This window comes from Bacillus cereus group sp. MYBK139-1 (assembly GCF_051916915.1).
GTDB lineage: Bacteria > Bacillota > Bacilli > Bacillales > Bacillaceae_G > Bacillus_A > Bacillus_A pacificus.
This window is the reverse complement of sequence record NZ_JBQAHO010000003.1, coordinates 219,459-246,454: the sequence shown is the minus strand read 5'-3', so window position 1 is coordinate 246,454 and position 26,996 is coordinate 219,459. Positions and strand designations below refer to the sequence as shown.

The following is a 26,996-nucleotide window of genomic DNA, read 5'->3' as shown; positions in this document are numbered from 1 at the left end:
AAGTTACCTACGTTTTCTACTTAGTCCCATTGCGTTTTCTACTTTGCGTAGTTGTTTGAATGCAACGCGATTTGCTTTTTCGGCACCTTTGTCTAGAATTTCGTCTAGTTCTGGTGAGTTGATTAGTTCGTTATATTTGTCTTGGATTGGACGAATCGCTTCTACGACTACTTGTGCTAGGTCGCCTTTGAAGTCGCCATATCCTTTTCCTTCGTACATTGCTTCGATTTCTTCAACTGTTTTTCCAGAGAATGAAGAGTAGATTGTTAATAAGTTAGAGATGCCAGGTTTGTTTTCTTTATCGAATTTCACGATACCTTCAGAGTCAGTTACAGCACTCTTAATTTTCTTTTCAATTGTTTTTGGTTCATCAAGCATGCTGATCATTGATTTTGGATTCGGATCAGATTTACTCATTTTTTTCGTAGGCTCTGTTAGTGACATAACGCGAGCTCCTACTTTTGGAATGCGAATTTCAGGAATTGTGAATACTTCACGGAAGCGTTTGTTGAAACGCTCTGCTAGGTCACGTGTTAATTCCATATGTTGCTTTTGGTCATCACCAACAGGCACGATTTCAGTGTTGTAAAGTAAAATATCAGCAGCCATTAATGGTGGATAAGTTAGTAATCCAGCTGGAACTGAATCTCTACCTGATGCTTTATCTTTATATTGCGTCATACGCTCTAATTCTCCAACGTAAGCAACTGATTGCATAATCCATCCTAGTTGAGCGTGTGCCGGTACTTCTGACTGTACAAATAACGTAGCTTTTTCAGGATCGATACCGCATGCTACATAAAGTGCAGCAAGACTGCGGATGTTTTTACGAAGCCCCACGGGATCTTGAGGCACTGTAATCGCATGTTGATTTACAATACAGAAATAACAGTCGTGTTCATTTTGAAGCTCTGTAAATTGCTTCATAGCTCCTAAATAGTTTCCAAGTGTAATCGTTCCACTTGGCTGAATACCAGAAAAGATAACTGACATAAGTAATTCCTCCTAAATTTGAATGCGTGATGGGGAAGAGAAGGCAAACAAAAAAGCCCATTCATCCCAAAAAACTATAGGGACGAATGGACCGCGGTACCACCCTAATTATTTCACTACTGTGAAATCTCTCTAATCCATAATAACGTTTGGATATAACGCCAAAGCCTACTACTTTCGGTTCGGTTTGGAGCTCAAAAGCCCATTCCATACTGTACAATTACTTGTTCACACCAGCCACAAGCTCTCTGAAATTGCCTCAATATGTACTCTTCTTTATCATCGCATACATATAAATTTATTTATTGTTACCTGAGCTCTTTAAATATGAAAGAACTAAAGTTTTATAACAAAATGTTTTGCTGATTATTATATCATATGGGATAGTGTTTGCAAACTACATCAAAATAGTAAAGCTAATGAAGGTCGAGAACAACCCAAGAACGATACCGGTAATGCAAATTGGATACGTCCATTTGAATGAATATGTTTTATAAATACGTTCTTTCTTATCGACAGGTTCCTCTACTTCTTCAATTAAAGAGTCCACTTTTTTGTTCGTACCAAATACTCTCTGGAAGGCGTAAATTGTTACGTTAAAAAATCCATTTTGAAATATGAATAAAAAACCGCCTATGAGAATAAAAAATAGTGCAACATAAAACGATATATTGACAAAATTCAACAAAAATTGCGATGAAACGAGGAATGCGCCAATACTAGAAGCGATTATCGCTATGAAAATTAGTATACAAGTATGAAAAAAAACTTTATTCAAAATGTTCCCCTCCGTCAAAATATTACTAGAATTATTATACTATAAAAGCTATAATATGTACTAGAACTAATTTTTTGAAAATTATACGCAATTAAAGGTCTGATTGCAAGATGATGGTAGCAATGTTAACGTATCCCTTTACAAAAAAATAAAAAAATAAACATTTTATTAAAAATTTTAACAAAAAAACAAAAAACTATATTCACAATTGTTATATTATATGTATAATGAAAATTGTAGAAACTTGGAGATTATTCTTTCAATTCTACTTTTTTACAAGTGAGGGTACAGGAAGTGCAATTAGGGGAGGCAACACAACATGAAGAAAAAGATACCGTTATTACTTGCATCGACGTTGACTGTCAGTATGTTAGGAGCTTGTAGTTACCAAAAAGAGGATAATAAAGCAGGCGCGAAAGAAAAATCCTCAAACAAGCAAGTGTTAAATCTAACTGAGACAGCTGAAATCCCAACTATGGATACGACGTTATCAACAGATGCAACATCTTCTAACATCATGAATAACACAATGGAAGGGTTATATCGTCTGGGGAAAGATGATAAACTTGTTCCGGGTGTCGCTAAATCTTATGAGAAATCAGAGGATGGCAAAAAGTATGTGTTTAAGTTACGTGAAGATGCGAAATGGTCTAATGGTGAACCTGTAACAGCGAAGGACTTCGTTTATTCTTGGCGAAGAGCTGTAGATTCAAACACGGGTGCCAAGTTTGCTTACATACTATTTGATGTTAAAAATGCGGAGAAAGTTAACAAAAAAGAGTTACCAGTTGAAGAACTTGGTGTAAAGGCAATTGATGATCATACACTTGAAGTGGAATTAGATAACCCTGTTCCTTATTTTGTAAGTTTAACAGTCTATCCAACATTGTATCCTTTGAATGAGAAGTTTGTAACAGAACAAGGAGCAAAATTTGGATTAGAATCCAATACGACACTTTATAATGGTCCATTCGTATTAAATGAATGGAAGCATGAACAAAGTTTCCAACTTAAGAAGAATCCAACGTATTGGGAAAATAAAGAAGTAAAACTTGAGGAAATAAACTTCAATATTGTTAAGGATCGTTCAACTGCTATAAATCTATATGAAACGAAAGCAATTGATCGTGTAGTCTTAACATCAGAGTTTGTAGATAAATACAAATCAGATGCTGACTTTAAAACGATTAAGAGACCATCTACACAATTTATTCGCTTAAATGAAAAGAATAAATTTTTAGCAAATAAAAATATCCGAAAAGCAATTGCAATGTCCTTTGAACGTGAAAACATCGGAAAAGTGATCTTAAACGATGGTTCAGAGGGTATATATGGTTTTGTTCCGAAAGGCTTAGCAAAAGGTCCGAATGGAAAAGACTTCCGTGAAGAAAACGGAAAGCTTATAAAAGAGGATATGAAAGAAGCACAAAAATACTGGGAAGCTGGTAAAAAAGAACTTGGTGTAGACAAAGTAGAGTTAGAGCTATTAAACTTTGATACTGATGATGCTAAAAAAATCGGAGAGTATTTAAAAGGCCAATTTGAAAAGAACTTACCAGGTTTAACAGTTCCAACAAAAATGCAGCCATTTGCACAAAAATTAAAACTTGAAGCAAGTGGAGATTATGCAATGTCATATGCGGGATGGAGTCCGGATTATATGGATCCTATGTCATTCCTTGAGATGTATACGACAGGTAATGCGCAAAACAAAGTACATTACGCAAACCCAGCGTATGATGATTTAATTAAAAAAGCAAAAACAGAAGTTGATGTACAAGCTCGTTGGGATGCATTATTACAAGCAGAAAAACAACTGCTTGAAGATGCAGCAATTGCTCCAGTATATCAACCTGGAAAAGCATATTTACAACGCCAATCTATTACTGGCCTATTAGAACATAAATATGGCGGGGAATTTAGCTATAAGTGGGTTGAACTCAAAAACTAAAAATGGTTTCCATCATGAATAAGGGTATATGCCTATGATGGGCATGTACTCTTATTTTAAAAAAATAAAAGTAAGAATATTTAAAACTATCTTATTGCTTTTGAGAAAAACGGGGAGGTGCTTGACTATGGGACGTTATGTATTAAAACGTTTCGTGTACATGGCTTTGACATTATTTTTAATTACTACACTGACTTTCTTTTTAATGAAATTACTTCCGGGTTCTCCGCTTAAAAATCAGGAGAAGTTATCACCGGCACAAAAAGAAATCATTCTTGAAAAATATGGTTTAAATGATCCAGTACCAGTTCAATATGCACGTTACTTAGGTAACTTAGCAAAAGGTGATTTAGGGGTATCATTCCAATATGATAACCGTCCAGTAACAGATATGATTGTGGATCGCATTGGACCATCAGCACAACTTGGTTTACAAGCGATTATATTAGGAACATTTATCGGTTTAATTTTAGGAATCGTTGCGGCACTTCGTAACAATACGTGGGTCGATTATGGAGCGACAATTATTTCCGTACTCGGGATGTCGGTACCATCGTTCGTATTTGCCGCATTACTACAATATTTCGTAGGAGTAAAACTTGGATGGTTCCCAGTAGCATTCTGGAAAGGACCAGAGTTTACAGTAATGCCTACAATCGCTTTATCGATGGCAGTTATCGCAACAATCGCACGTTTCGCTCGTGCAGAGTTAATTGAAGTTATGCAAGCTGACTACATTTTAACAGCGAAAGCGAAAGGAATTAGCCAAGGCGTTATCATTATCAAACACGCCCTTCGTAACGCGTTAATTCCAGTTGTAACAATTTTAGGACCAATGGTTGCAGGGTTAATTACAGGTACATTAGTTATTGAGCAAATTTATGCTGTACCAGGACTAGGGGAACAGTTCGTTAAATCTATTACAGTGAATGACTATACAGTTATTATGGGAACTACAATTTTCTATAGTGCGATCTTCATCTTAGTTATTTTCATTGTTGATATTTTATACGGAATTATTGATCCTCGTATTCGTTTAGCGGGAGGGAAAAAATGATGAAAGATGTACAAAAATTATCTCCAGACTTATTTCAACAAGCTAATCAAAATAATGTGGATAATGAAGTCATTGCCCGTCCAAGCTTAACGTTTTGGCAAGATGTAAGAAGACGTTTGTTCCAACATAAAGGAGCAATGTTCGGTTTCGTTTTATTAACGCTTATTATCTTACTAGCAATCTTCGGACCGATGGTAAGTAAGCACTCGTATAAAGAGCAAGATTTAGGACGTGCGAAATTACCACCGAAAATTCCGGTTATTGAAAATGTTCATTGGTTACCATTTGACGGTACAGATCAATATGGTGTTGACCAATATGAAAAACGTGATATTAAAGAGTATTTCTGGTTTGGTACAGATGATCTTGGACGCGATTTATGGACAAGAACATGGGAAGGTACACGCGTATCATTATATATTGCTCTTTTAGCAGCAGCAATTGACTTAATAATTGGGGTTGCATATGGAGGTATTTCAGCGTTCTATGGCGGTAGAGTAGATAATATTATGCAACGTATTATGGAGATTATTAACGGTATTCCATACTTAATCATCGTTATTTTAATGGTAATCATTATGGGATCTGGTATATGGTCAATTACACTTGCAATGGCGATTACAGGTTGGATAGGGATGTCGCGTATCGTTCGTGGACAAATCCTAAAATTAAAAAATCAAGAATACGTATTAGCATCTCGTACATTAGGTGCAACAAATACACAGTTAATTGTAAAACACTTAATCCCGAACGTAATGGGACCAATTATCGTAATGACAATGTTTACAATTCCAACAGCGGTGTTTGGTGAGGCGTTCTTAAGCTTTATCGGTTTAGGTATTCAGCCACCATTCGCATCACTTGGTTCTCTTGTAAATGACGGTTATAAATCAATTCAAACGTATCCGCATATGATGTTCATTCCTGCGGTTGTCATCAGTATATTAATTTTAGCGTTTAACTTAATGGCAGACGGATTACGCGATGCGTTAGATCCAAAAATGCGTAAGTAAAAGAGGGGAGAGGCAAAGATGAAAACATTGTTAGAGGTAAAAGATTTACAAGTCTCCTTTGATACACATGCAGGTGAAGTACAAGCTGTACGCGGCGTTACTTTTGATTTGAAAAAAGGGGAAACATTAGCGATTGTAGGAGAATCTGGTTCTGGGAAATCAGTTACTTCTAAAGCGTTAATGGGATTAATTCCGAATCCTCCTGGACGCATTAAAAATGGTGAAATCGTATTTGAAGGTCGTGACTTAACGAAATTAACAGAAAAAGAAATGCAGCAAGTACGTGGTAAAGATATCGCGATGATTTTCCAAGATCCAATGACATCATTAAACCCAACGATGACAATTGGAAATCAAATTATGGAAGGCCTTATTAAACACCAAGGGATGAGTAAAGCAGACGCACGTAAAGTTGCGTTGGAATTAATCGACCTTGTAGGTATTCCAAATCCAGAAGCTCGTTTAAAACAATATCCGCACCAATTCTCTGGTGGTATGAGGCAGCGTGTAGTTATTGCGATGGCGTTAGCTTGTAACCCGAAATTATTGATTGCGGATGAGCCGACAACAGCGCTAGACGTTACAATTCAGGCGCAAATTTTAGAGCTTATGAAGGACATTCAGCAAAAAACAGAAGCAGCAATCATTTTCATTACGCATGACTTAGGTGTAGTGGCAAATGTTGCGGACCGCGTAGCAGTTATGTACGCTGGTAAAGTTGTTGAAATCGGAACTGTAGATGAAATTTTCTACAACCCAAAACATCCATATACTTGGGGCTTAATCGCATCTATGCCAAGTTTAGATGGTTCAGAAGAAGAGTTATATGCAATCCCTGGAACGCCTCCAGATTTATTGAAGCCGCCAAAGGGAGATGCTTTTGCACCACGTAATCCACAGGCATTAAAAATTGATTTTGAAATGGACCCACCTTTATTTAAAGTAAGTGAAACACACTATGCGGCAACTTGGTTACTTCATGAGCAAGCTCCAGAAGTAAAACCGCCGGCAGTCGTTGAAAAACGCATTCTTCAAATGAAAGCAGGTGAACAACATGACTAAACAACGTGAGAAATTAATTGAAGTAAAAAATGTAAAGCAGCACTTCGACGTGAGTGGTGGTGTTGTTAAAGCGGTTAATGATATTTCATTTGATATTTACCGCGGAGAAACATTTGGTCTTGTAGGAGAATCAGGTTGTGGTAAATCAACAACTGGAAGAACGATTATTCGTTTATATGATGCAACTGCTGGTGAAGTATTGTTTGATGGTGAGAATGTACATGGTAAAAAATCACGCGCAGAACTGAAGAAATTCAACCGTAAAATGCAAATGATTTTCCAAGATCCATATGCATCATTAAACCCGCGTATGACAGTAGGGGATATTATTGCAGAAGGTATTGATATTCACGGATTAGCGAAAAACAAAAAAGATCGTATGGACCGTGTTCATGAATTATTAAACACAGTTGGTTTAAATAAAGAGCACGCAAACCGTTTCCCGCATGAATTCTCAGGTGGACAACGTCAACGTATCGGTATCGCTCGTGCACTTGCTGTAGAACCTGAATTTATTATTGCCGATGAGCCAATCTCAGCACTTGACGTATCAATTCAGGCACAAGTTGTAAACTTACTGAAAAAGTTACAAAAAGAAAAAGGTTTAACATACTTATTCATTGCCCATGATTTATCAATGGTAAAATACATTAGTGACCGCATTGGCGTAATGTATCGTGGTCAAATCGTTGAATTAACAACAAGTGATGAGTTATATGCAAATCCAATTCATCCATATACAAAATCACTATTATCAGCAATTCCACTTCCAGATCCAGATTATGAGCGCAATCGTAAACGTATCGTATACGATCCATCTCAGCACAATTATGGTAGTGAAGAACCGACAATGCGTGAAATTCGCCCAGGACATTTCGTATTATGTTCTGAAGCGGAGTATAAGAAATATAAAGAGATTTATCAATAATAAAAAATCCATTCTTCTATCACGGAAGAATGGATTTTTTACTATATAAAAGAGTTGTCAATATTTCTCGGTAAGTCGATATATTTAAAGAATCACAGATATAAGTTGTCTTTACTAAAGACTACGCTTTAATTAAACGAGTATTATTGCGCCTGAACAGAAACAATCTCCTCTTGTTCTTCAGGTTTAACAAGTGCATAACGTTCCCATGCTCTACTTTTCCAGCGGAAGAACATAATAATCGCACGTGTCCATTCATCAATAGCAATTGCTAGCCAAATACCAACGAGCCCCATATCTAAATGGAAGGCAAAAAAGTAACCGAGTGGTAAACTCATTAACACCATAGAGAATGCGCCGATTAAAACTGGGTACTTTGCGTCACCAGCTGCGCGAAGTGAATTGATGATGACGATGTTCATCGTACGCCCTGTTTCAAGTAGTACACTTAGTAAAAGAACGCTTGCACCTAACGCAATAATGTGCGGATTATCTGTAAATAGTCCCATTAATTGTGTGCGGAATGTAATAACGAGAGCAACCATACATAAAGTGACACCAATCGCCCACTTTACACTTTTCCATACACGTTCATACGCTTCATCTTTTTCACCACCGCCAACGAGGCGCCCAATAATAATTGCAGTTCCCATACCGATTGCAATAGCGAATAAATAAGTGAACATGGAAATGTTCGTAGCGTATTGTCTAGCCGCTAACGATTCCGTTCCTAAATATGTTGCATAGTATAAGAAGACAATTTGGCAAGCTTGATACATAACCTGCTCAAATGCAGATGGAATCCCGATCTTTAAAATTTTCCCGATATATTCTTTTGATAAGGTGAAGTAGTATTGTAATTTCACACGGTACTCCATAACACGGTACAGTAACCAGAAGAAAACGATAAGCGCTATTAGCCTGCTGGCAGCAGAAGAAATAGCAGCCCCTTGTACACCAAGCTCTGGAAAACCAAATTTCCCGAAAATGAGTACGTAGTTTCCAGCGATATGAATAATATTCATTCCAAGTGAAATAAACATCGCTTGCTTTGTGAAGCCATGTACGCGGATAATTGCGGCTAATGAATTAATAATAGCTTGAAGGAAAATAGCTCCTCCGACGATGGATAAATAGCTCTGTGCATACATAAGTACATCGCCTTGTAAGTTCATCGCCATCATCATATGTTTTGAAAATAAAAGAAAACCAGCACTTATAACGAGTCCGACCACTAAATTTAATGTGACGGCTAAAGCTGATATTTTAGATGCTTCCATAAAACGTTTGGAACCGAGGTATTGAGATACGACGATAGCTGCGCCGTTCCCGATGACTTCTAGTACCAAAATAGCGATATGGAGATATTGATTCGCTGCACCAACCCCAGATACAGCATCGTCTGATAATGCACTTAACATGAAAGTATCAGCGATCCCCATTAACATAAATAGAAAAACTTCTAGAAAAATAGGCCATGTTAATAAGAATAAACTTAATTTCTCGGTAGGCCCGTTTTTTGCCTGAATTGCTGTCATGTCCGTCCCCTCTTTACCGATATCTATTTTTAGCAAAGTGTATCGTAACATACTTTCTTAACCTTTGCACTCATTTTAACCTACATATCTTTATTATGAAGGGAGCGCTATTTTATGATAAAAACAGAAGGATAATTATGCAGAAAGTATTATAGAATATAAAATTTGTTTTTATCTAATAATTTAGAAAAATATAAAAATAATTATTTCTGACACTTCAGTAAGGGAAAACAGCAATATGAAACGTTTACAAAGGTTTATTTTTTTAACAGAAAATTTTAATGAAATAGAAATATAAATATACAAAAAATATATTTGTGTGTATAATATGAATTATTGGAACATATATATATTTCTATTTGTTTGAAAATGAAAGGGCTAACATTTTTGTGGAGGGTGGAAATATGAAAAAAAAGATGCCAGTTTTTGTAGTATCAACAGTAGCGATGAGCATGATGTTAGGGGCATGTAGCTACCAAAAAGATGAACCGCAAGCGAACGCAAAAGGGGATAGCGGGAAAAGCGGTGCGAAGCAAGTTATTAACTTAATTGAAACACAAGAGATTCCAACGATGGATCCAGCGTTATCAGCTGATGCAGTTTCTTCAAGAGTAATGACTAATACGATGGAAGGCTTATACAGTTTAGGAAAAGATGATAAGCTAGTTCCTGGTGTAGCGAAGGAATTCAAAAAGTCAGAAGACGGTAAAAAATATACATTTAAATTACGTGAAGACGCAAAATGGTCAAATGGTGAGCCTGTGACAGCGAAAGATTTCGTATACGCATGGCAAAGAGCGATTAACCCAGATACAGCTGCGAAATCAGCGTACATTATGTATGATATAAAAAATGCAGAGAAAATTAATAAAAAAGAGATGAGTCCGGATCAATTAGGGGTAAAGGCAATTGATGATTATACATTAGAAGTGGAATTAGATAATTCAATTCCATACCTTGTAGATTTAATGGTATATCCAATCTTCTATCCTGTGAATGAAAAGTTTGTGAAAGAGCAAGGTACGAAGTTTGGTTTGGAAGCGAATACAACGCTTTATAACGGACCATTTACATTAAGCGATTGGCAACATGAACGCAGTTTTAAAATGACAAAGAGCACGTCATATTGGGACAATAAAGAAGTGAAAATTGAGGAAGTAAACTTTAATATTGTAAAAGATACGTCTACGCCAATTAATTTATATGAAACAAATGCAATCGATCGAGCGACGTTATTAGCAGAGTTCATCGATAAATATAAAGGAAAACCAGATTTCCAAACAGTAGAAGATACATCTGTATTCTTCCTTCGTTTAAATCAAAAAGATCCAGCGTTAGCAAATAAAAACATTCGTAAAGCAATTTCACTTGCTTTTGAACGTAAGCCGTTCGTTGATACATTATTAAATAACGGTTCTAAGCCAGCGACAGGATTAATTCCTGATAACTTCATTAAAGGACCGGATAAAAAGGACTTCCGTGCTGTAAATGGAGATATTGTAAAACCAAACGTGAAAGAAGCAAAGAAATATTGGGAAGCTGGTAAAAAAGAGCTTGGTAAAAATGAAATCGAATTAGAGCTATTAAATGAAGACGTTGAATTATCGAAGAAAACTGGTGAATATTTAAAAGGTGAATTAGAAAAGAATTTACCAGGTTTAACAGTGAAAATTAAACAGCAACCATTTGCACAAAAACTAAAACTAGAAGATGCGGGCGATTTCGTCATGTCATTCTCTGGATGGAGTGCAGACTTCCCAGATCCAATTACATATCTTGATATGTTTGTAACTGATGGATCACAAAATAAAATGAAATATTCTAATCCGAAATATGATGAGATCATCATGAAAGCGAAAAAAGATGGAAGCGATGTAAATGCTCGTTGGAAAAGCTTACTAGAAGCAGAGAAAATGTTACTTGATGACGCTGCGATTGTACCGGTATATCAACGTGGTAGAGCATACTTACAAAGAGAATCAATTAAAAATATGTACAACCATAAATATGGCGGCGATTTAAGCTTTAAATGGGCGTCAGTGGAGAAATAAGAAAAAAGCAGGCTAACCGCCTGCTTTTTTTAATACGTACGTTTCTTATAAATCCCTTTCCCGCCGACCTCGTTCCAGCCGGATTGCACATCCAAACTTTTATTAACAAACTTCATCTTTTCTTTTCCGCCAAAGAGTTTTTCACCAATGCTATTTGTAATGACACCAATCAATGCTGTTATTCCGATGATGAGGGCAGCAACAGTGACAAAATCAATAAAAAAAGCAATCATTTGCAAATTCCCCCTTTGCCTGTCTGTATTTTTATTGTATGAGATAAAAGATGAAAAAGAAAGAAATGTCAGAAAAATATTTAATATATTTTAGAAATCGTATAGACATGAACGAGAATGTTTGTTAAAATAAGAACAAACGTTCTTTTGATTCTCACTTATATAGTCTTACATTTCTTAATTGATTTATCAAAAAAAGGTAAGAAAACGTTCTCTTTTTCATAGAAAAGATTATGAGGAAATAACTATAAATCATATGAAAAATCTATGAAAAGCAAGCGTTAAGAGGGTTGAAGATTATTGTTAAAGAACAGATGAAGTAAGTGCGATTATGTTACATAGCAGTGAAATACACGGAAGAGTTTTCTCAATTAGAAGGAAATTTACTGTATATTTCTTGCAAAATCTATTGTATAATGATTATAGAAGTTACTTATTAAAAGTAATTGTTGTTTACTAAAAGTTGTTGCTTACATGAAAAGCAATTTTTGCACTTTGTTTTAAGACAAGGTATCGCGAAAAATTGCTGAATTAAGAAATTTAAACTGTAATTAGTACAGAATTTGTACTCTTTAAGGAGAGTGAGCTTTGTATGGTAACATTATATAGTTCTCCAAGCTGTACGTCTTGTAGAAAGGCGAAATTATGGCTAGAGGAAAATCATATTCCTTATACAGAACGTAATATTTTCTCAGACCCGTTAACGATTGAGGAAATTAAAGAGATTTTACGTATGACAGAAAGCGGAACGGATGAGATTATTTCTACTCGTTCGAAAGTTTTCCAAGAATTAAATGTAAACTTAGAGTCTTTACCACTTCAAGATTTATATAAGATGATTCGTGACTATCCAGGGATTTTACGTCGTCCAATTATGATTGACGAGAAACGCCTTCAAGTAGGTTACAATGAAGACGAAATCCGCCGTTTCTTACCACGTACAGTAAGAACGTTCCAATTACGTGAAGCACAGCGTCTTGTAAATTAATTATAATAATATGAAAACCTTCTACCTATTATATAGTAGAAGGTTTTTTTTAATGTTTCACATTTCGTAATCGAACTCGTTGAACGATAAAGCCGATGCATAAGATGGTGAAAATAAATAAGTAAGGAATGCCTGCAGTGAAACTTGGGTTGTTATGAAAAAAGGTTGCCAGTCTGTCTTCATGTGTGACCATTTTTCCTGCTGTATAAGCGAGAATTGCTGCCCCGCAATAAATGAGGAATGGAAAGCGTTCCATAAGTATTAAAATGAGTTTGCTGCCCCAAATAATAATCGGGATAGAAATGAGTAAACCGATTATTACGAGTAAAAATCTTCCGTGAGCTGCCCCTGCAATGGCGATAACGTTGTCAAATCCCATAACAAGGTCCGCGAATACAATTGTACGCACAGCTTGAAATAAAGTTGTTTTTCCTTGAATAGAAGAAAGATCGTTGCTATTATCAGTTAGTAAATTTACTGCAATTAATGTAAGTAAAATGCCCCCGATAAGCTGCAGAAATGGAATGTCGAGCAAATAGACAGCTAGTATAGTAAGGATAATTCTTAGTACGATTGCTAAAAGAGTACCGATCAAAATAGCTTTATTTCGTTTCGATTCAGGTAAATTTCGGCTAGCTAGTGCGATGACAATTGCGTTGTCACCACCTAATACAACATCGATACCGACAATCATTAGTACAGATGTTAAAAACTCTAAGTCCATTCGTCTGCCTCCATTATGATGTTTTAATAAGCGAACTATATGTATGTGGTGAAAAGAGACTAAAGTATCTTCTCTAATAAAAGTTTCACTTTATTACAGTGTACGGGGGAAGATGGAAATGTATGTCCAAATTTTTTATAAGTGAGAAATCGCCATAATGATATATTTGTGTATAACATCGAATGAAGATAGGTATATAACTATTTTTGTAAAATAAATCGATTTTATTTCCATTCTGGAGAATCTTATCATAAAATGAGAGTACAAGAATCTATTGATTTGTCATATGAGTGGGGAATCCCTTCATAACAATTCTAAGCAGGAAGGGAGAGTTGTATTTTGGATATTGAAAGAATTAATGATCATACAATGAAATTTTTTATTACGTACATTGATATAGAGGACAGAGGCTTTAATCGTGAGGAAATTTGGTATGACCGCGAAAGAAGCGAAGAGCTCTTTTGGGAAATGATGGACGAAGCTCGTGATCATGACGATTTCTTTATTGATGGGCCGTTATGGATTCAAGTGCAAGCAGTCGATAAAGGTATTGAAGTACTTGTAACGAAAGCAGAACTTTCAAAGGATGGACAAAAGCTAGAACTACCAATAGGTGTAGATAAAATTATAGACATTCCTCTAGATGAAGGTATTGAATCATTATTCCAGCAAGAATTAGTGGAAGAGGTAGAGGAACAAGCAGGTACAAACTTTAACGAAGATGGTACGTTTGGCTTTTTAATTAAGTTTAATGATTTTGAAGATGTCATTTCATTAAGCCATCGTCTTATCTTTGAAGATATAAAAGATGAGCTGTATTCATTTGAGGACCGCTATTATGTATATGTGGAATTCGATGAAGTGCTACATGATGAAGAAGAAATTGATCGCATTTTAAGCATTGTTTTAGAATACGGGGAAGAATCAACTTTAACAATTCATCGTGTAAGTGAGTATGGGAAACAAATTGTGAAAGAGCATGCGCTTGAAACAATTCGCAATAATTTTCCTGCTAAAACGTAGGCCGATTTCTGTAGTATGAAATCGGCTTTTTATATGAAGAATAGGAAAGCTTTCTTAGTAAGGAGGTAAGAGATGAAAAATACGTTAAAGTTGATTTTCTTCGTGTTACTATTGTTTGCATTATTTGTGTCATTACGTATGTTTATTGATGTAGCATTTTATTCGGATGTAATTGGGATAAAAGATGTTTCGATTTTAGGTATTATTAGTATTTTATTTACGGTATCTGCATTTTTAATTGGCTGCGTTATTTTCTTAGAGAACCGTCATCCATCAAAAACACTTACATGGCTCATTGTGTTAGGGATTTTTCCGGTATTTGGATTCTTCGCTTATTTATTATTCGGACAGAACTTTCGGAGGAAGAGAATGTTCCAAAAGAAGGCGTTGCTCGATGAACAAGCGTTTTTACAATATAAGGGGCATGAAGATTACGAAGAACGGATTTTGCGCAATCATAAGCATCAAGAGCTGTTATTTCGTTTAGCGGATCGCTTAGGCGCTTTAAATATTTCATTTCAAACTGAAACGAGAACATTAACAAATGGAGATGAAACGTTTCAGGCTATTTTAGATGGATTAAAACGAGCGAAACATCATATTCATATGGAATATTACATTGTGCGTGATGATAAGCTTGGAACAGAAATTAAAGATATTTTAATACAAAAATCAAAAGAAGGCGTAGTCGTTCGTTTTTTATATGATGCGGTTGGAAGTTTTAAATTATCAAAATCATATATTGAAGAATTAAACGACGCAGGTGTTGAAATGATTCCGTTCTTCCCTGTGCGCTTTCCGATTTTAAACGATAAGATTAATTATCGAAACCACCGAAAAATCGTTATTATTGATGGAAATGAAGGATTTGTAGGTGGATTAAATATTGGTGATGAATATTTAGGGAAGGATAAGTACTTCGGCTTTTGGCGAGACACACATTTATATTTGCGTGGTGAAGCTGTGCAAAGTTTGCAGCTTATTTTCCTTCAAGATTGGTTTTATATGACTGGTGAGGCTGTGCTAGCCCCTGAATATTTACAAGCGAAAGCAGTTGAGGGGGAGCATTGGGGAGGAGTGCAGCTCGTTGCAGGTGGACCGGATAATAAATGGGAAACAATTAAACATTTATATTTTGCCATGATTGCTTCTGCGCGGAAATCCATTTGGATTGCAACGCCGTATTTCATCCCGGATGATGATATTTTGTCCGCATTAAAAGTAGCGGCACTTGCTGGTATCGATGTTCGTTTGTTAATGCCGAGTAAGCCTGATAAGCGCACTGTCTTTTACGCATCGAGATCGTACTTCCCAGAGCTTTTAGATGCAGGGGTAAAGATATATGAATACGAGAAAGGTTTTCTCCATAGTAAAGTTGTCATTGTCGATTCTGATTTAGCTTCAATTGGGACAGCTAATATGGATATGAGAAGTTTTCATTTGAACTTTGAAGTAAATGCCTTTTTATATGATACAGATAGCATTCGAAAACTTGTTCAAGATTTTAAAGATGATTTAGAAGAATCAAGTGAAATTCATGTCGATCGTTTTCATAAAAGGCGCCTTCATAGACGAATTGTTGAATCAACGTACCGGTTATTATCGCCTTTATTATAAAAAGAGATGTCCGAAATTGGGACATCTCTTTTTTAAAAGGAATTTGTAATAAATTGTAGAATATAAGGAGCTGAAAGGATGTGATTCCGATGTTTATTGCTAAAAGAGAAAACGGAGAAAAAATTCATCTACTCTATCATCATGATGAAGAGCTTTTACACCGTATGCGTAAAAGGGAGAGTTTCTTTTGCACAGCTTGCGGGAAGGAAGTACTAATGAGATTAGGGAAACAAAAAAAGTGGCATTTTGCTCATAAGAAAGTGGATTCATGTTTAGCCTTTTATGAAGCAGAATCTATGTATCATAGGCACGGTAAAGAATTGTTATATAGATGGTTCAAACGTCAAAACTTTCATGTAGATATAGAACATTATTTACCAGAGATTCAGCAGCGACCGGATATTTTCATAGAGAGAGCAGGGAGAAAAGTGGCGATTGAATACCAGTGCGCGAATCTCTCTATAGAACAGCTGTACAAACGAACCTATTCGTATTGGCGAGCTGGTATACAGGTCATTTGGATTATTGGTGGAAATCAATTGAAAAAGCACTCTGCCTATTGGATGAACTTCTCCTCCCTTATGGCTTTCTCCTTACAATCTTACCCTCAACCACTTCTTATTTTCTTCTGCTCGAAACAAAAATCATTTATGAAATGCGCGTTTCTCACTTCGTTTTCTACAAGCGTCTCTTTCTCACATATTATATATTTACCAGCTGAAACGACTACTTTTGAAATGCTCTTTTCTTCTGTTCCTTTTCAAAAGGAGATATTAGAACGAGAATGGAAGAAGCGAAAGGACTATTTTCGAAAAAATGCTTTGCCTATTTGGAATTATAATCATAAGTCACTATTACGCCTCTTATATCAATGTAAATGTACCCCAGCAAATTTCCCTTCTGAAATTGGTGTGCCGCTTCCGGCCTCATTTGCTTTTCAAACAAATCCATTTATATGGCAAGCTTTTTTATATATGAAGTGTATAGGCGAGCTTGCGGTAGGGGATTATATTTCCCTTCCATACGTGTGGAGTTATATAAAAAAGTATACGAAAAGGCGTATGCTCCCGTACTTTTCACAGCATATATGGAAAGTAGCAGTTACTGAGTATATGACATTTTTATGCTATACAGGTGTATTACGTAAAGTAGGGACTTATAAGTACCAGAAAATACGGGGGATAGTTATGGTAAAAACAGAGGAGGAAGTTATGAAATATGATGAAAGTAGTTTAGCGTATGCCTTATCTTTATTTGAGGCAAAGTACAACATGAGAGAAGGAAAAGCGGATATAATAAAGACTGATCGTGAAGGAATTACATAAGAAAAATCGAATTGTATGTAAGTAGAGATATTTAAAGGAGGGCTTAAAGCATGTCTGAACAAAACACAGCAAAAACATTACCGGATCGTAACGAGATTGAAGAATCAAGTACGTGGCGATTAGAAGATATTTTCCAAACAGATGCAGAATGGGAACAAGAATTCCAAGCTATTAAAGAGCTATTACCGAAGTTAACTGAATTTAAAGGGAAACTTGGTGACTCTGCGAACAATTTACTTGAAGCATTGCAATATGAAGATGAAATTTCAATGCGATTAGGTAAGCTATATACATATGCACATATGCGTTACGATCAAGATACAACAAACTCTGTGTATCAAGCGTTAAATGATCGCGCAACAAACTTATATTCACAAGTATCTAGTAGCACAGCATATATTGTGCCTGAAATTTTATCGATTTCAGAAGATACACTGCAAACATTCTTGAAAGAAAATAGAGACTTAAGTGTATATGAACATGCGTTAGAAGAAATTACGCGTCAACGCCCTCACGTATTGTCTGAAGCGGAAGAGGCTTTATTAGCAGAAGCATCTGAAGTAATGAGTGCGTCAAGTAATACATTTGGTATGTTGAATAATGCGGATTTGAAATTCCCATCTATTAAAGGTGAGGATGGAGAAGAAGTAGAAATTACACATGGCCGTTACATTCAGTTTTTAGAAAGTGATGATCGTCGTGTGCGCGAAGATGCGTTCAAAGCTGTATATGAAACGTACGGAAAATATAAGAACACATTTGCAAGTACGTTAAGCGGAGCTGTAAAGCGTAATAATTTTAATGCACGCGTTCGTAAATATGACTCTGCACGTCAAGCAGCATTAAGTAATAATAATATTCCTGAAGCGGTGTACGATCAACTCGTTGAATCTGTAAATGATAATTTACACTTGCTACATCGTTACATTGATATTCGTAAGCGTGCACTAGGGCTTGATGAGCTTCATATGTATGATTTATATACACCACTTGTACCAGAAGTGAAAATGAATGTGAAGTATGAAGAAGCGCAAGACATGTTATTAAAGTCTTTACATGTACTTGGTGATGAGTATGTTGATATTTTGAAAGAAGCATATGAAAATCGCTGGGTAGATGTGTATGAGAATAAAGGAAAACGAAGCGGAGCATATTCATCTGGTGCATATGGAACAAATCCTTATATTTTAATGAACTGGCATGATAATGTAAATAATTTATTTACACTTGCTCATGAATTTGGCCATTCTGTCCATAGTTACTACACAAGAAAAACGCAGCCGCACGTATACGGTGATTATTCAATCTTCGTTGCGGAAGTAGCATCAACTTGTAATGAAGCGCTTCTAAACGATTATTTATTAAAAACGACAGAAGATAAGAAAGAGCGTCTATACTTATTAAATCATTATTTAGAAGGATTCCGTGGTACTGTATTCCGTCAAACGATGTTCGCAGAGTTTGAGCATATTATTCATAAGAAAGTACAAGAGGGACATGCGGTAACGCCAGACATGTTAACGGAGATCTACTATGATTTAAATAAGAAATATTTCGGTGATGCTTTAGTAATTGATGAAGAAATTGGTTTAGAGTGGTCTCGTATTCCGCACTTCTACTACAACTATTACGTATACCAATACGCAACAGGATTTAGTGCAGCAACGGCTCTATCTAAACAAATTTTAGAAGAAGGGCAACCAGCAGTAGAACGTTACATTAATGAGTTCTTAAAAGCAGGAAGCTCAGATTATCCAATTGAAGTGCTGAAAAAAGCTGGAGTAGATATGGCATCTCCAGAACCAGTAAAAGAAGCATTGCAAGTATTTGAAGAGAAATTAAATGAATTAGAAGCATTATTATTTGAAGAGAAGTAATAGAAAAGACGAGGAATTTGCCTCGTCTTTTTCTTGATGTCGTTTTGTCGATATTTGTCGAGAAAATAAAGTGAATTGTCTTCTTTTTTCTAAATTAGAAGGCAGTTTTACAGTTCATTAAAACCCTTTAAATCGTTTTTTATGGTTGAAATAAGAGAGAGCGATGACAATGACTCCAAATAAAAGAGGGAAGGCAATCATTTTAGGAAAAGCTTGTAGTAGAGAGAGGATGTACAAGAAAAAAGAAACGATGACGGCTAGAATGATAAGTAAAATATACGTTTTTTTCATACAAAACACCTCCAAAATAGCTTTTTTATAGCTTATTCAAAAATGAAAACGTTTAGAATGTGACAAAAGTGTGAAATTCGACAAAAGGGGTTGTCATCTGACGTCGAATCTTGTAATATAATAAGCGTGAACGAATTCACATACAAACATATACCCCTTTGTTTGAACGTGAAAATTTCTCCCATCCCCTTTAATATTTTTATAAGCCGTAAAGAAAAAGACCTGGTGTTTACACCAGGTCTTTTTCTTTTGCTATCCATTTCCAATAACGCTCACATTTTACGTCAATCATTTGTACTTTTCGTTTCAGTTGTAATTTTTTTAGTTCACGTTCAATTTCTTGCTTCGAGCAGTCATATATAAATGCTACTTCTTTTGAAGAGATAAATTGCGTCGCTTCTAGTAATACTTCTAAAGGTGGTAATGGTTCTGGCTCGATTTCACATTTTACAAGTTCTTTCAATAATTGTACGTAGACATCGTAGGAATACGTTCCAGCGATTTTAATACCTTCTTCATCTGAATTTGCATGAAAAAATACGAGAGAAGGTATTTCTGTAATATGCATCTCATTTGTGAATTTTAAGTCACATTGGAAAGCTTTTTTTGCGCTAGCGGAATATAGGTCTTTTTTAAATTCTTCTACATCAATATTGCTATCTTTTGCGCATGCAAGTAATAATTCGCAGTTAGGATTTGATACATTTTCAAGGAAAATGTATTCTTGGAGTTTTCGCAAAAACTTCGAACCTGCTTTTCGGCCCTGCAACTCCGCTGCTTTAATTGCCATCGAAACTAAATATGGTGTTGACGATGCTTCTTGCATATGTACCTTTCCATCACATGAAAAACCTTGTAAACTTGTTGTCTTTTCCCACACAAATCGAATATTAGCAGGTTTATTCCATTTGTGTGAGGAAGCGTTCGTTCCGTCCACTTTTCCTGTTACGATATGACGAATAGAGAAGTATTTCCCGTACTCAAGCCATAGTTTAATAATAAAGGGCTCAATTTCCCAGCAATCTTTACAAAGTGGATCAATAAATAAATATGCTTCTACAGACTTATGCTCACATGCGGAAGGAGATGGCATATTGATATGCTTTGCTTCCTGTTTATCCATTATATTTCACCTGTTTCGTTTGGAGTATTAACCATATGCTGAGCAGTTAATGCTAAACGTTCAAAAACGAACTCTCTTATATGACCGTGCACTCCTGTGTCATCCATTGCTTGCTCCATGCACGATAGCCAAGCCTCTGCTCGTTTTGGAGTAATCTCAAACGGGAGATGGCGTGCTCTTAACATAGGATGACCATGTTCTTCAGTGTATAAATTAGGACCACCTAAATATTGTGTTAAAAATTGTTTCTGCTTCCTAGCTGTTTCTGTTAAATCATCCGGGAAGATGGGAGATAGGTCAGGGTGTTTACTGACATAGGAATAAAATGTGTCTACTAATATTGCAATGCATTGTTCACCGCCAATTGCTTCAAATGGTGTCATCGGTTGCTTGCTCATCCTTTTAAACTCCTTTTTCCATGAAATGTATATCTATTGTAGCAATGGAATGTTAGGGAGGGCAAATAAACAGCCTTCATAACGTTCTTTGCTTATTCTACAGATGTAAAAGAATCTTTTCTTTTTCAAAAAGTGAGATGTATCCACTAGTAGAACGTATTCACTAGTGGAATTTTCACTTTAGCGTGCTTTGTTTTGTTTGGCAAGGAAAAAGCGTTTTACTTTATTATTTGTATGACGGATTGGTATGTCGTGTTGCTTTAACAAATGAATAAATGCAGCTTTGCCTGCTTCTTCATCTTGCACTTCAAATTCAATTTCATAATCATCGTGATTGTAATAGAAACTATGATCAAAGACAAGCGTTCCGCCTTCAAATAGTGTTTCGGCTCTTTCAGTTGTTAAACTACCCATATAAGTTAAAGCAGAAACAGGAATTTGTAATGTGTGTAGTTGATCTACTACAGCGCCTTGAATAATTGTATTTGTTTTCATCATCAATCTTGCTTCATCTGCTGTTATAACTTGATGCGTTTCTAACAAGCCGACTTCTGCAGGTTGTTTCAATGTTAATGTATAAGTTTCTCCTTTATGACGAATACGAAGTGCAGAGCCAGCTTCTTTTAATGAGAAGCTCGGTGTTTCAAAGTAGTGATTCACCTGTTTCGTAAATCCTTCAATAGAGAATGATTTACATAATGTATTGAATTCTTCTTCTGTAACAATATTTTTAAATTCAATTTCAATTTCTTGTGTCATTGTATGCGCGCTCCTTTTGAAAAATAATTCTTTACACATTATCGCTTTTTCACAAATTTGGTTCAATGTTTTATTTGTTTGCGTCCATGTTATGATACAATAATACTGTTAAGTAAGACAGGAAGTTGAGATGGAGGAGTTAGAGCATGCAAAATAAAATCCAAGTTAAGAGCGTAGAAAAGAGAGAGAATGCTCTTATTTTTTGTGCGGAAAATAGTGAAATAGAGGTAAAGGAGTTAAGTGCGCGTAATCACGTACTTGTAGACTCAGATAATTTATCATTTTTATATATCTTAGAAAACGAATCATCTTTCATTTATGTAAGTATTCCACATACATGCTGGGAAGCAATGCATGAAGCGATGAATAACGACGTGGTTATGTTCGTTCGCGTGAATGACATTGAAATGGAATTAGAAGGTTTAAAAGAAGAAGTAGAATATTTAGTTGAAAATATTGAAGGTAATGCAAATTACGGAGAAGAACTAGTAACTGCTGTAGAAAAAGTATTTCTATAAGCAAATGGATTGATTTTGGTGGTGGTTGAAATGAATCGAAATTGGGAAGAATTTTTAGCACCTTACCACCAAGCGGTGGCAGAGCTGAAAGTGAAACTAAAAGGAATGCGTACTCAATTTGCAATGTTAACAGAGCATTCTCCAATTGAGTTTGTAACAGGAAGGGTAAAGTCGGTTGCAAGTATTATTGATAAAGCGGAGAAGAGAAATGTACCGTTAGACAGGCTAAGAGAAGATATGCAAGACATCGCGGGCCTTCGAATGATGTGTCAATTTGTTGATGAGATTAAGCCTGTTGTAGAATATCTTCGAAAGCGAAATGACTTTGAAATCGTGGAAGAACGTGATTACGTCACGCAGAAGAAAGATAGCGGTTATCGTTCTTATCACGTTGTCATTAGTTACCCAGTTCAAACGATTCAAGGTGAACAAAAAGTATTGGTAGAAATCCAAATACGTACGCTAGCAATGAACTTTTGGGCAACAATTGAGCATTCTTTAAATTATAAATATAGTGGACGTTTTCCTGAAGATATTAAAATACGCTTGCAACGTGCAGCGGAAGCAGCATTTTTATTAGATGAAGAAATGTCTTCTATCCGTCTTGAAATTCAAGAAGCGCAGAAAGCTTTTTCAAGAAAGCAAGAAACGAAAGATTCCGAATCATAAACTAAAGGGTGTTGGGCGATGAAATTTACAATTATGTCAAAGGGAGATCAATCATCAGATGCACTGGCAAGCACGATGAAAGAATACTTGCTAGATTTTGGATTTATAATGGATGAACAGGAACCCGATATTGTAATTTCTGTTGGGGGAGATGGAACGCTTTTATATGCGTTTCATCGTTATTATAATCGATTGGATGAAACAGCATTTGTTGGTGTACATACAGGGCATTTAGGTTTCTATGCAGATTGGTTACCGACAGAAGTAGAGAAATTAGTAATTGCAATTGCTAAAACACCATTCCAAGTGGTGGAATATCCGCTTTTAGAAGTGATTATTCGCTATGTGAATGGGAGCAAAGAGTCACAGTATTTAGCGATGAATGAAGCGACTGTGAAAAGTGCAGAAGGTACATTAGTAACAGAAGTGGAAATACGCGGAGAGTACTTTGAAACGTTCCGCGGGGATGGTCTTTGTATTTCTACTCCTTCGGGAAGTACTGCGTATAATAAGGCGCTTGGCGGAGCAATTATTCACCCTTCTATTGAAGCGATCCAAATTGCAGAAATGGCATCTATTAATAACCGTGTGTTTCGTACGGTAGGTTCGCCGCTCGTATTGCCGAAACATCATACATGCGTGCTGAAGCCGACTGCAGGAATGAACTTACAAATTACGGTGGACCATTTAACGATGGTTCATCAAGATGTGAAATCAATTCAGTATCGCGTGGCAAACGAGAAAGTACGATTTGTTCGTTTCCGTCCATTTCCGTTCTGGAAACGAGTTCGTGACTCGTTTGTTGCAGATAAATAGAAAGGGTTTATATATTTGAACAGATTTACATTGAAATGGGATATAGAATCGGCCCAAGAGGGAACTTTAGTTAGAGAATTTCTAAAAACAAAGGGGATTTCTAAAGCCGCATTAACGGATATAAAGTTTCATGGCGGATCTATAGAAGTAAATGGTCAACATGCGAGCGTTCGTCATCAGTTGCAAGCTGGTGAAGAATTACGTGTCTTTTTTCCCGTGGAGGAAAGAAGTGAAGGGATGATTGCAGAAGATATCCCTTTATGTATTGTATATGAAGATGATGCAGTTCTTGTCATAAATAAAGAGGCGAACATGTCAACGATTCCGTCTAGAGAACACCCGGCTGGAAGTGTTGCAAATGCGCTTTTATCTCATTATGATAAGCAACATCTTGCAAGTACGGTGCACATCGTAACGAGGTTAGATCGTGATACTTCAGGGCTTATGCTTATTGCAAAAAATCGTTTCGTACATCATCTTTTATCGAAACAGCATCAACAAAAAGCTGTGAAAAGAACGTATGAAGCGATCGTTCACGGTGAGATGGTAGAAAGAGAAGGGACGATTGACGCACCGATTGGACGAAAATCGGATAGCATTATTGAGCGAATCGTTTGTGAGGAGGGGCAAAGAGCCGTTACTCATTTTAGAGTGATCGATAGCGCCAATCATAAGACGCATGTATCACTTGAGCTCGATACAGGGAGAACGCATCAAATTCGTGTACATATGGCGCACATAGGACATCCGCTACTTGGCGATAATTTATATGGTGGAAAAAGAGATGAAATGAAGCGACAAGCGCTTCACAGTACATCCTTGACGTTTTATCATCCTATTTTAGAGAAAGAAATGTCTTTCACTACACCGATTCCAAGCGATATGCAAGCGGTATTAAGACATACTTAAAAAGGGAACAAAATTCTTATGTAACGAAGAATTTTGTTCCCTTTTTTCTTAGCGGAATAATATTAAAATTTGATTGTCGCCCGTGCGCTTTATAACGAAAAAGCCACTTTCAGATTTTGTAGCAATGCCATCGTTATTTGGACGACAATATCCATGCGTTTCGCAAGTACCGTCATCACGTACTAACATTTGTCCAATTAATCCGACAGGAAGCCACTCGTTACGGTCTTTTCTTGCTATATATTTGCAAGCTGGATCCCATTCTGTATTTAAAAGAGGTTGTATGTCTTGCGATTCCGTACGTACATATTGACGTTTTCCAAAGCTATCTGTTTTATAGCGTTTTTGCCAACTTAAAGCGCCGCTATTTCCTATAAGAGCGGGGGTGGCGCTAGATATTCCTAAGATGAATGAATCGTTTGAAGTAGCGATTCGAATTTTTTCTTCGCTACTAAATGTAACGAAATAACCTACATCAATAAAAGTATTGTCTACTGTTTCGAACATTTGCGCAAAATCAGTTCCGCTTGCATTGTAAGAAGCACCCTCAATGTACATTTCTCCATTATGAGCAAGCCACTTTGCACCGATATTATGATCGGTTTCATTTGTGCCGTTTGCAATAAACCAAGAATAAGATTCATCTGCTGTGCCGAAGCGCCCCATAATATGGCTACCTGCAAAATGAGCTGTTGATGTATGATTACCTTCCGCATGAGAAGAGAATCCGTTAGCGATAGTCGCGGTTCCTTCTGCATGTGCTGCTTCGCCTAAAGCGATTGTATGTTTACCTTCCGCATGAGAATAGGAGCCACCTGCTGTCGTTTCACTTCCTTCACTATGGGAACTATGTCCAGTTGCTTTCGTTTTTGATCCTTCTGCATGAGAGAAAGAACCTTTTGCATGTGTCAGAAGTCCTTCTGCATGTGAAGCTGTACCCTCTGCATGAGAGTGAAGACCCTCTGCATATGCATACCGTCCATCTTTTTTTACTTTTGTATTTTCAGATGTAGGGGTCTGAATGATAATCGTTTTTTCTGTTTGTATATCACCTGATGGTACTAATGCTTCTTTAATTTTTTTCACTTGATTTATAATAGCAGCTGGAATTTCTGCTTCCACTTTTTTATTTATTGCTACAGGGCTGTTTTCTTCTGTATTCTTCTCTACTTGCTCAGAAGGCACAATCTGTTCAGTATGAGTAGAGAGAGGTTTATTTTTTTGCTGCATCTTTGCTTTTCTATTATCAATTATGCGGCTCATTACAGCATTCTGTAATGAGACATATTTTGGTCTATCTTTGTTTTTTGTGGAAGCCTCTTGTTCTTCCAGTTCTTCTACAGCAGCAGCTCGAATGCTGCACCAGTTGTTAATTCCGTACATGGGCAGATAAAAAGGCGGGCATTTTCTTTTTTGTTTAGAAGATTTTTTCTTCATTCTGTCACCTCCTGCGACAGTATATGCCGTGTCATTAAAAAAAGATGCACTTTATTGCATCTTTTTTTAATGACTTTACCCAGTTTTTATATGAGAGACGCCTAAATGATACGGTAATCCTTACATATGGGTTATGAAATTGGGCGGAATTTCTCAGGGACAAAAGGCAGGGAGGAAGGAACGGAAACAGTCTCCATTTCAGGATAACGTAGTCCAGTTAGTTTGCCACCAAATACAGCACCAGTGTCAATGTTGACTGTATGATTTACAAAGCGAGGTTCTTTTACGGGTGTATGTCCATATACAACCCAAGTTGTTCCTTTATACTCCTTCGCCCAGTCGCGACGGACAGGAGAGCCGTCAGCATGTTTTTCTCCTGTAATATCGCCGTATAATACAAAGGTTTGTACTTTTTTATCTTGTCTTCCTATGTAATCTTGCCGAATGCCGGCGTGACACACAATTAACCTTTTTTCATCGAGTACATGATATAAAGGGGATTGCTCGTAAAGTGTGATGAATTTTTCTTTTATCATGTTTTGTTGATGAGAAGGCAGTGCTTCATATTCGGCAACAGTTGTTTCGAGTCCATGAGCGATTGTCACATTACGTCCAAGGAAAAATCGGTATAGCTTATTGCAGTGATTTCCAGGAGCGTAATACGCCACTTTTTTATTTATGACAAGTTCCCATATAATTTCAATCATACGTAATGAATGAGGACCGCGATCTGTGATATCGCCAACAAAAGCAAGTTTGCGTTGATCAGGGTGAATCGGCAAGTCACTATTCCAGTTATATCCGAGTTTTTTCGTTAAATCTTGAAACTCTTGGAAGCATCCATGAATATCCCCTATAATGTCATATTTCATATTTAAACCTCCATCATATTTTTCATTAGTATATCTAAAAAAGGAT

26 protein-coding genes and 1 other annotated feature are annotated in these 26,996 nt (G+C 36.4%); of the genes, 15 read left to right on the top strand and 11 right to left on the bottom strand.

All coding sequences use genetic code 11. The annotated features are described in order from the left end of the window. Window positions 1–3 precede the first annotated feature (3 nt). On the bottom strand, window positions 4–993 hold the full coding sequence (trpS, locus tag ACTFRS_RS18310) for a tryptophan--tRNA ligase (RefSeq protein ID WP_000110985.1): 990 nt from the start codon (window positions 991–993) through the stop codon (window positions 4–6). 75 nt (window positions 994–1,068) lie between these two features. Further along, window positions 1,069–1,285, bottom strand: a binding site (T-box leader). 105 nt (window positions 1,286–1,390) lie between these two features. Beyond that, window positions 1,391–1,771 carry a DUF3899 domain-containing protein gene (locus ACTFRS_RS18305; protein WP_139868686.1) on the bottom strand — a complete coding sequence of 127 codons (381 nt, stop codon included), beginning with the start codon at window positions 1,769–1,771 and terminating at the stop codon, window positions 1,391–1,393. 319 nt (window positions 1,772–2,090) lie between these two features. Here ACTFRS_RS18305 and ACTFRS_RS18300 point away from each other — a divergent pair, with 319 nt between their 5' ends. The 5 genes from ACTFRS_RS18300 to ACTFRS_RS18280 all read left to right on the top strand — a co-directional run bounded on the left by ACTFRS_RS18300 (window position 2,091) and on the right by ACTFRS_RS18280 (window position 7,782). After that, the gene (locus tag ACTFRS_RS18300; protein ID WP_000727235.1) at window positions 2,091–3,722 is read left to right on the top strand and encodes a peptide ABC transporter substrate-binding protein; all 1,632 of its coding nucleotides are present in this window, start codon (window positions 2,091–2,093) and stop codon (window positions 3,720–3,722) included. Window positions 3,723–3,849: 127 nt separating this feature from the next. Further along, window positions 3,850–4,779, top strand: coding sequence for an oligopeptide ABC transporter permease (opp3b, locus tag ACTFRS_RS18295; RefSeq protein WP_000534165.1), 930 nt, complete (start codon window positions 3,850–3,852; stop codon window positions 4,777–4,779). Further along, window positions 4,776–5,792, top strand: coding sequence for an oligopeptide ABC transporter permease (gene opp3C / locus ACTFRS_RS18290; RefSeq protein ID WP_431084968.1), 1,017 nt, complete (start codon window positions 4,776–4,778; stop codon window positions 5,790–5,792). The genes opp3b and opp3C overlap by 4 nt, the downstream gene beginning before the upstream one ends. An 18-nt stretch (window positions 5,793–5,810) precedes the next feature. Further along, the gene (locus ACTFRS_RS18285; RefSeq protein WP_139868684.1) at window positions 5,811–6,854 is read left to right on the top strand and encodes an ABC transporter ATP-binding protein; all 1,044 of its coding nucleotides are present in this window, start codon (window positions 5,811–5,813) and stop codon (window positions 6,852–6,854) included. Next, window positions 6,847–7,782: an ABC transporter ATP-binding protein gene (locus ACTFRS_RS18280; RefSeq protein WP_000166342.1), complete on the top strand. Its 936-nt coding sequence runs from the start codon at window positions 6,847–6,849 to the stop codon at window positions 7,780–7,782. Before ACTFRS_RS18285 ends, ACTFRS_RS18280 begins: the two co-directional genes overlap by 8 nt. 143 nt (window positions 7,783–7,925) lie before the next feature. Here the strand turns inward: ACTFRS_RS18280 and ACTFRS_RS18275 are convergent, their stop codons facing one another. Then, window positions 7,926–9,371 (bottom strand): MATE family efflux transporter, encoded by a 1,446-nt coding sequence (locus ACTFRS_RS18275; protein WP_328005616.1) that lies wholly within the window; start codon window positions 9,369–9,371, stop codon window positions 7,926–7,928. 353 nt (window positions 9,372–9,724) lie between these two features. Between ACTFRS_RS18275 and ACTFRS_RS18270 the strand changes: the two genes are divergently transcribed. After that, the gene (locus tag ACTFRS_RS18270) at window positions 9,725–11,371 is read left to right on the top strand and encodes a peptide ABC transporter substrate-binding protein (protein ID WP_242294650.1); all 1,647 of its coding nucleotides are present in this window, start codon (window positions 9,725–9,727) and stop codon (window positions 11,369–11,371) included. A gap of 29 nt (window positions 11,372–11,400) precedes the next feature. Here ACTFRS_RS18270 and ACTFRS_RS18265 read toward each other — a convergent pair whose 3' ends face one another. Further along, window positions 11,401–11,604 (bottom strand): hypothetical protein, encoded by a 204-nt coding sequence (locus tag ACTFRS_RS18265; RefSeq protein ID WP_000559976.1) that lies wholly within the window; start codon window positions 11,602–11,604, stop codon window positions 11,401–11,403. Between the two features lie 592 nt (window positions 11,605–12,196). Here ACTFRS_RS18265 and spx point away from each other — a divergent pair. Continuing rightward, window positions 12,197–12,592 carry a transcriptional regulator Spx gene (spx, locus tag ACTFRS_RS18260; protein ID WP_000258267.1) on the top strand — a complete coding sequence of 132 codons (396 nt, stop codon included), beginning with the start codon at window positions 12,197–12,199 and terminating at the stop codon, window positions 12,590–12,592. Window positions 12,593–12,641: 49 nt separating this feature from the next. Here spx and ACTFRS_RS18255 read toward each other — a convergent pair whose 3' ends face one another. After that, the gene (locus tag ACTFRS_RS18255) at window positions 12,642–13,316 is read right to left on the bottom strand and encodes a TerC family protein (protein ID WP_048553954.1); all 675 of its coding nucleotides are present in this window, start codon (window positions 13,314–13,316) and stop codon (window positions 12,642–12,644) included. 339 nt (window positions 13,317–13,655) lie between these two features. Here ACTFRS_RS18255 and mecA point away from each other — a divergent pair, with 339 nt between their 5' ends. The 4 genes from mecA to pepF all read left to right on the top strand — a co-directional run bounded on the left by mecA (window position 13,656) and on the right by pepF (window position 19,158). Then, a complete protein-coding gene (gene mecA / locus ACTFRS_RS18250; protein ID WP_000350710.1) occupies window positions 13,656–14,339 on the top strand; it encodes an adaptor protein MecA in 684 nt (227 codons plus the stop codon). A 72-nt stretch (window positions 14,340–14,411) separates the two neighbouring features. Further along, window positions 14,412–15,956: a cardiolipin synthase gene (locus ACTFRS_RS18245; RefSeq protein WP_000799204.1), complete on the top strand. Its 1,545-nt coding sequence runs from the start codon at window positions 14,412–14,414 to the stop codon at window positions 15,954–15,956. Window positions 15,957–16,036: 80 nt separating this feature from the next. Beyond that, the gene (locus ACTFRS_RS18240; protein WP_139868679.1) at window positions 16,037–17,281 is read left to right on the top strand and encodes a competence protein CoiA; all 1,245 of its coding nucleotides are present in this window, start codon (window positions 16,037–16,039) and stop codon (window positions 17,279–17,281) included. A gap of 50 nt (window positions 17,282–17,331) precedes the next feature. Then, window positions 17,332–19,158 (top strand): oligoendopeptidase F, encoded by a 1,827-nt coding sequence (gene pepF, locus ACTFRS_RS18235; RefSeq protein ID WP_048553950.1) that lies wholly within the window; start codon window positions 17,332–17,334, stop codon window positions 19,156–19,158. Between the two features lie 117 nt (window positions 19,159–19,275). Here pepF and ACTFRS_RS18230 read toward each other — a convergent pair whose 3' ends face one another. The 4 genes from ACTFRS_RS18230 to ACTFRS_RS18215 all read right to left on the bottom strand — a co-directional run bounded on the left by ACTFRS_RS18230 (window position 19,276) and on the right by ACTFRS_RS18215 (window position 21,729). Continuing rightward, the gene (locus ACTFRS_RS18230; protein WP_000754593.1) at window positions 19,276–19,449 is read right to left on the bottom strand and encodes a hypothetical protein; all 174 of its coding nucleotides are present in this window, start codon (window positions 19,447–19,449) and stop codon (window positions 19,276–19,278) included. A 229-nt stretch (window positions 19,450–19,678) separates the two neighbouring features. Beyond that, window positions 19,679–20,572, bottom strand: a complete 894-nt coding sequence (locus ACTFRS_RS18225; protein WP_139868677.1) for a ClpXP adapter SpxH family protein — start codon at window positions 20,570–20,572, stop codon at window positions 19,679–19,681. Then, complete coding sequence (locus tag ACTFRS_RS18220) at window positions 20,572–20,970, bottom strand: globin domain-containing protein (protein ID WP_000043381.1); 399 nt, start codon at window positions 20,968–20,970, stop codon at window positions 20,572–20,574. Before ACTFRS_RS18220 ends, ACTFRS_RS18225 begins: the two co-directional genes overlap by 1 nt. Window positions 20,971–21,150: 180 nt before the next feature. Then, window positions 21,151–21,729: a CYTH domain-containing protein gene (locus ACTFRS_RS18215; RefSeq protein ID WP_139868675.1), complete on the bottom strand. Its 579-nt coding sequence runs from the start codon at window positions 21,727–21,729 to the stop codon at window positions 21,151–21,153. 146 nt (window positions 21,730–21,875) lie between these two features. Here ACTFRS_RS18215 and ACTFRS_RS18210 point away from each other — a divergent pair, with 146 nt between their 5' ends. From ACTFRS_RS18210 to ACTFRS_RS18195, 4 genes are read left to right on the top strand one after another with little or no spacing between them, the layout of a single operon-like run. Beyond that, entirely contained in the window at window positions 21,876–22,247 is a 372-nt protein-coding gene (locus tag ACTFRS_RS18210) for a hypothetical protein (protein ID WP_001180003.1), read from the top strand. 30 nt (window positions 22,248–22,277) lie between these two features. Beyond that, the gene (locus ACTFRS_RS18205) at window positions 22,278–22,916 is read left to right on the top strand and encodes a GTP pyrophosphokinase (protein ID WP_001081482.1); all 639 of its coding nucleotides are present in this window, start codon (window positions 22,278–22,280) and stop codon (window positions 22,914–22,916) included. 18 nt (window positions 22,917–22,934) lie between these two features. Next, complete coding sequence (locus tag ACTFRS_RS18200; protein WP_000673185.1) at window positions 22,935–23,732, top strand: NAD kinase; 798 nt, start codon at window positions 22,935–22,937, stop codon at window positions 23,730–23,732. A gap of 15 nt (window positions 23,733–23,747) precedes the next feature. Beyond that, window positions 23,748–24,641: an RluA family pseudouridine synthase gene (locus ACTFRS_RS18195; RefSeq protein WP_440023490.1), complete on the top strand. Its 894-nt coding sequence runs from the start codon at window positions 23,748–23,750 to the stop codon at window positions 24,639–24,641. Between the two features lie 48 nt (window positions 24,642–24,689). Here the strand turns inward: ACTFRS_RS18195 and ACTFRS_RS18190 are convergent, their stop codons facing one another. Both ACTFRS_RS18190 and prpE read right to left on the bottom strand, forming a co-directional pair. Continuing rightward, on the bottom strand, window positions 24,690–26,078 hold the full coding sequence (locus ACTFRS_RS18190; RefSeq protein WP_139868671.1) for a peptidase G2 autoproteolytic cleavage domain-containing protein: 1,389 nt from the start codon (window positions 26,076–26,078) through the stop codon (window positions 24,690–24,692). 131 nt (window positions 26,079–26,209) lie between these two features. Further along, window positions 26,210–26,950, bottom strand: coding sequence for a bis(5'-nucleosyl)-tetraphosphatase PrpE (prpE, locus tag ACTFRS_RS18185; protein WP_139868669.1), 741 nt, complete (start codon window positions 26,948–26,950; stop codon window positions 26,210–26,212). Window positions 26,951–26,996 lie beyond the last annotated feature (46 nt).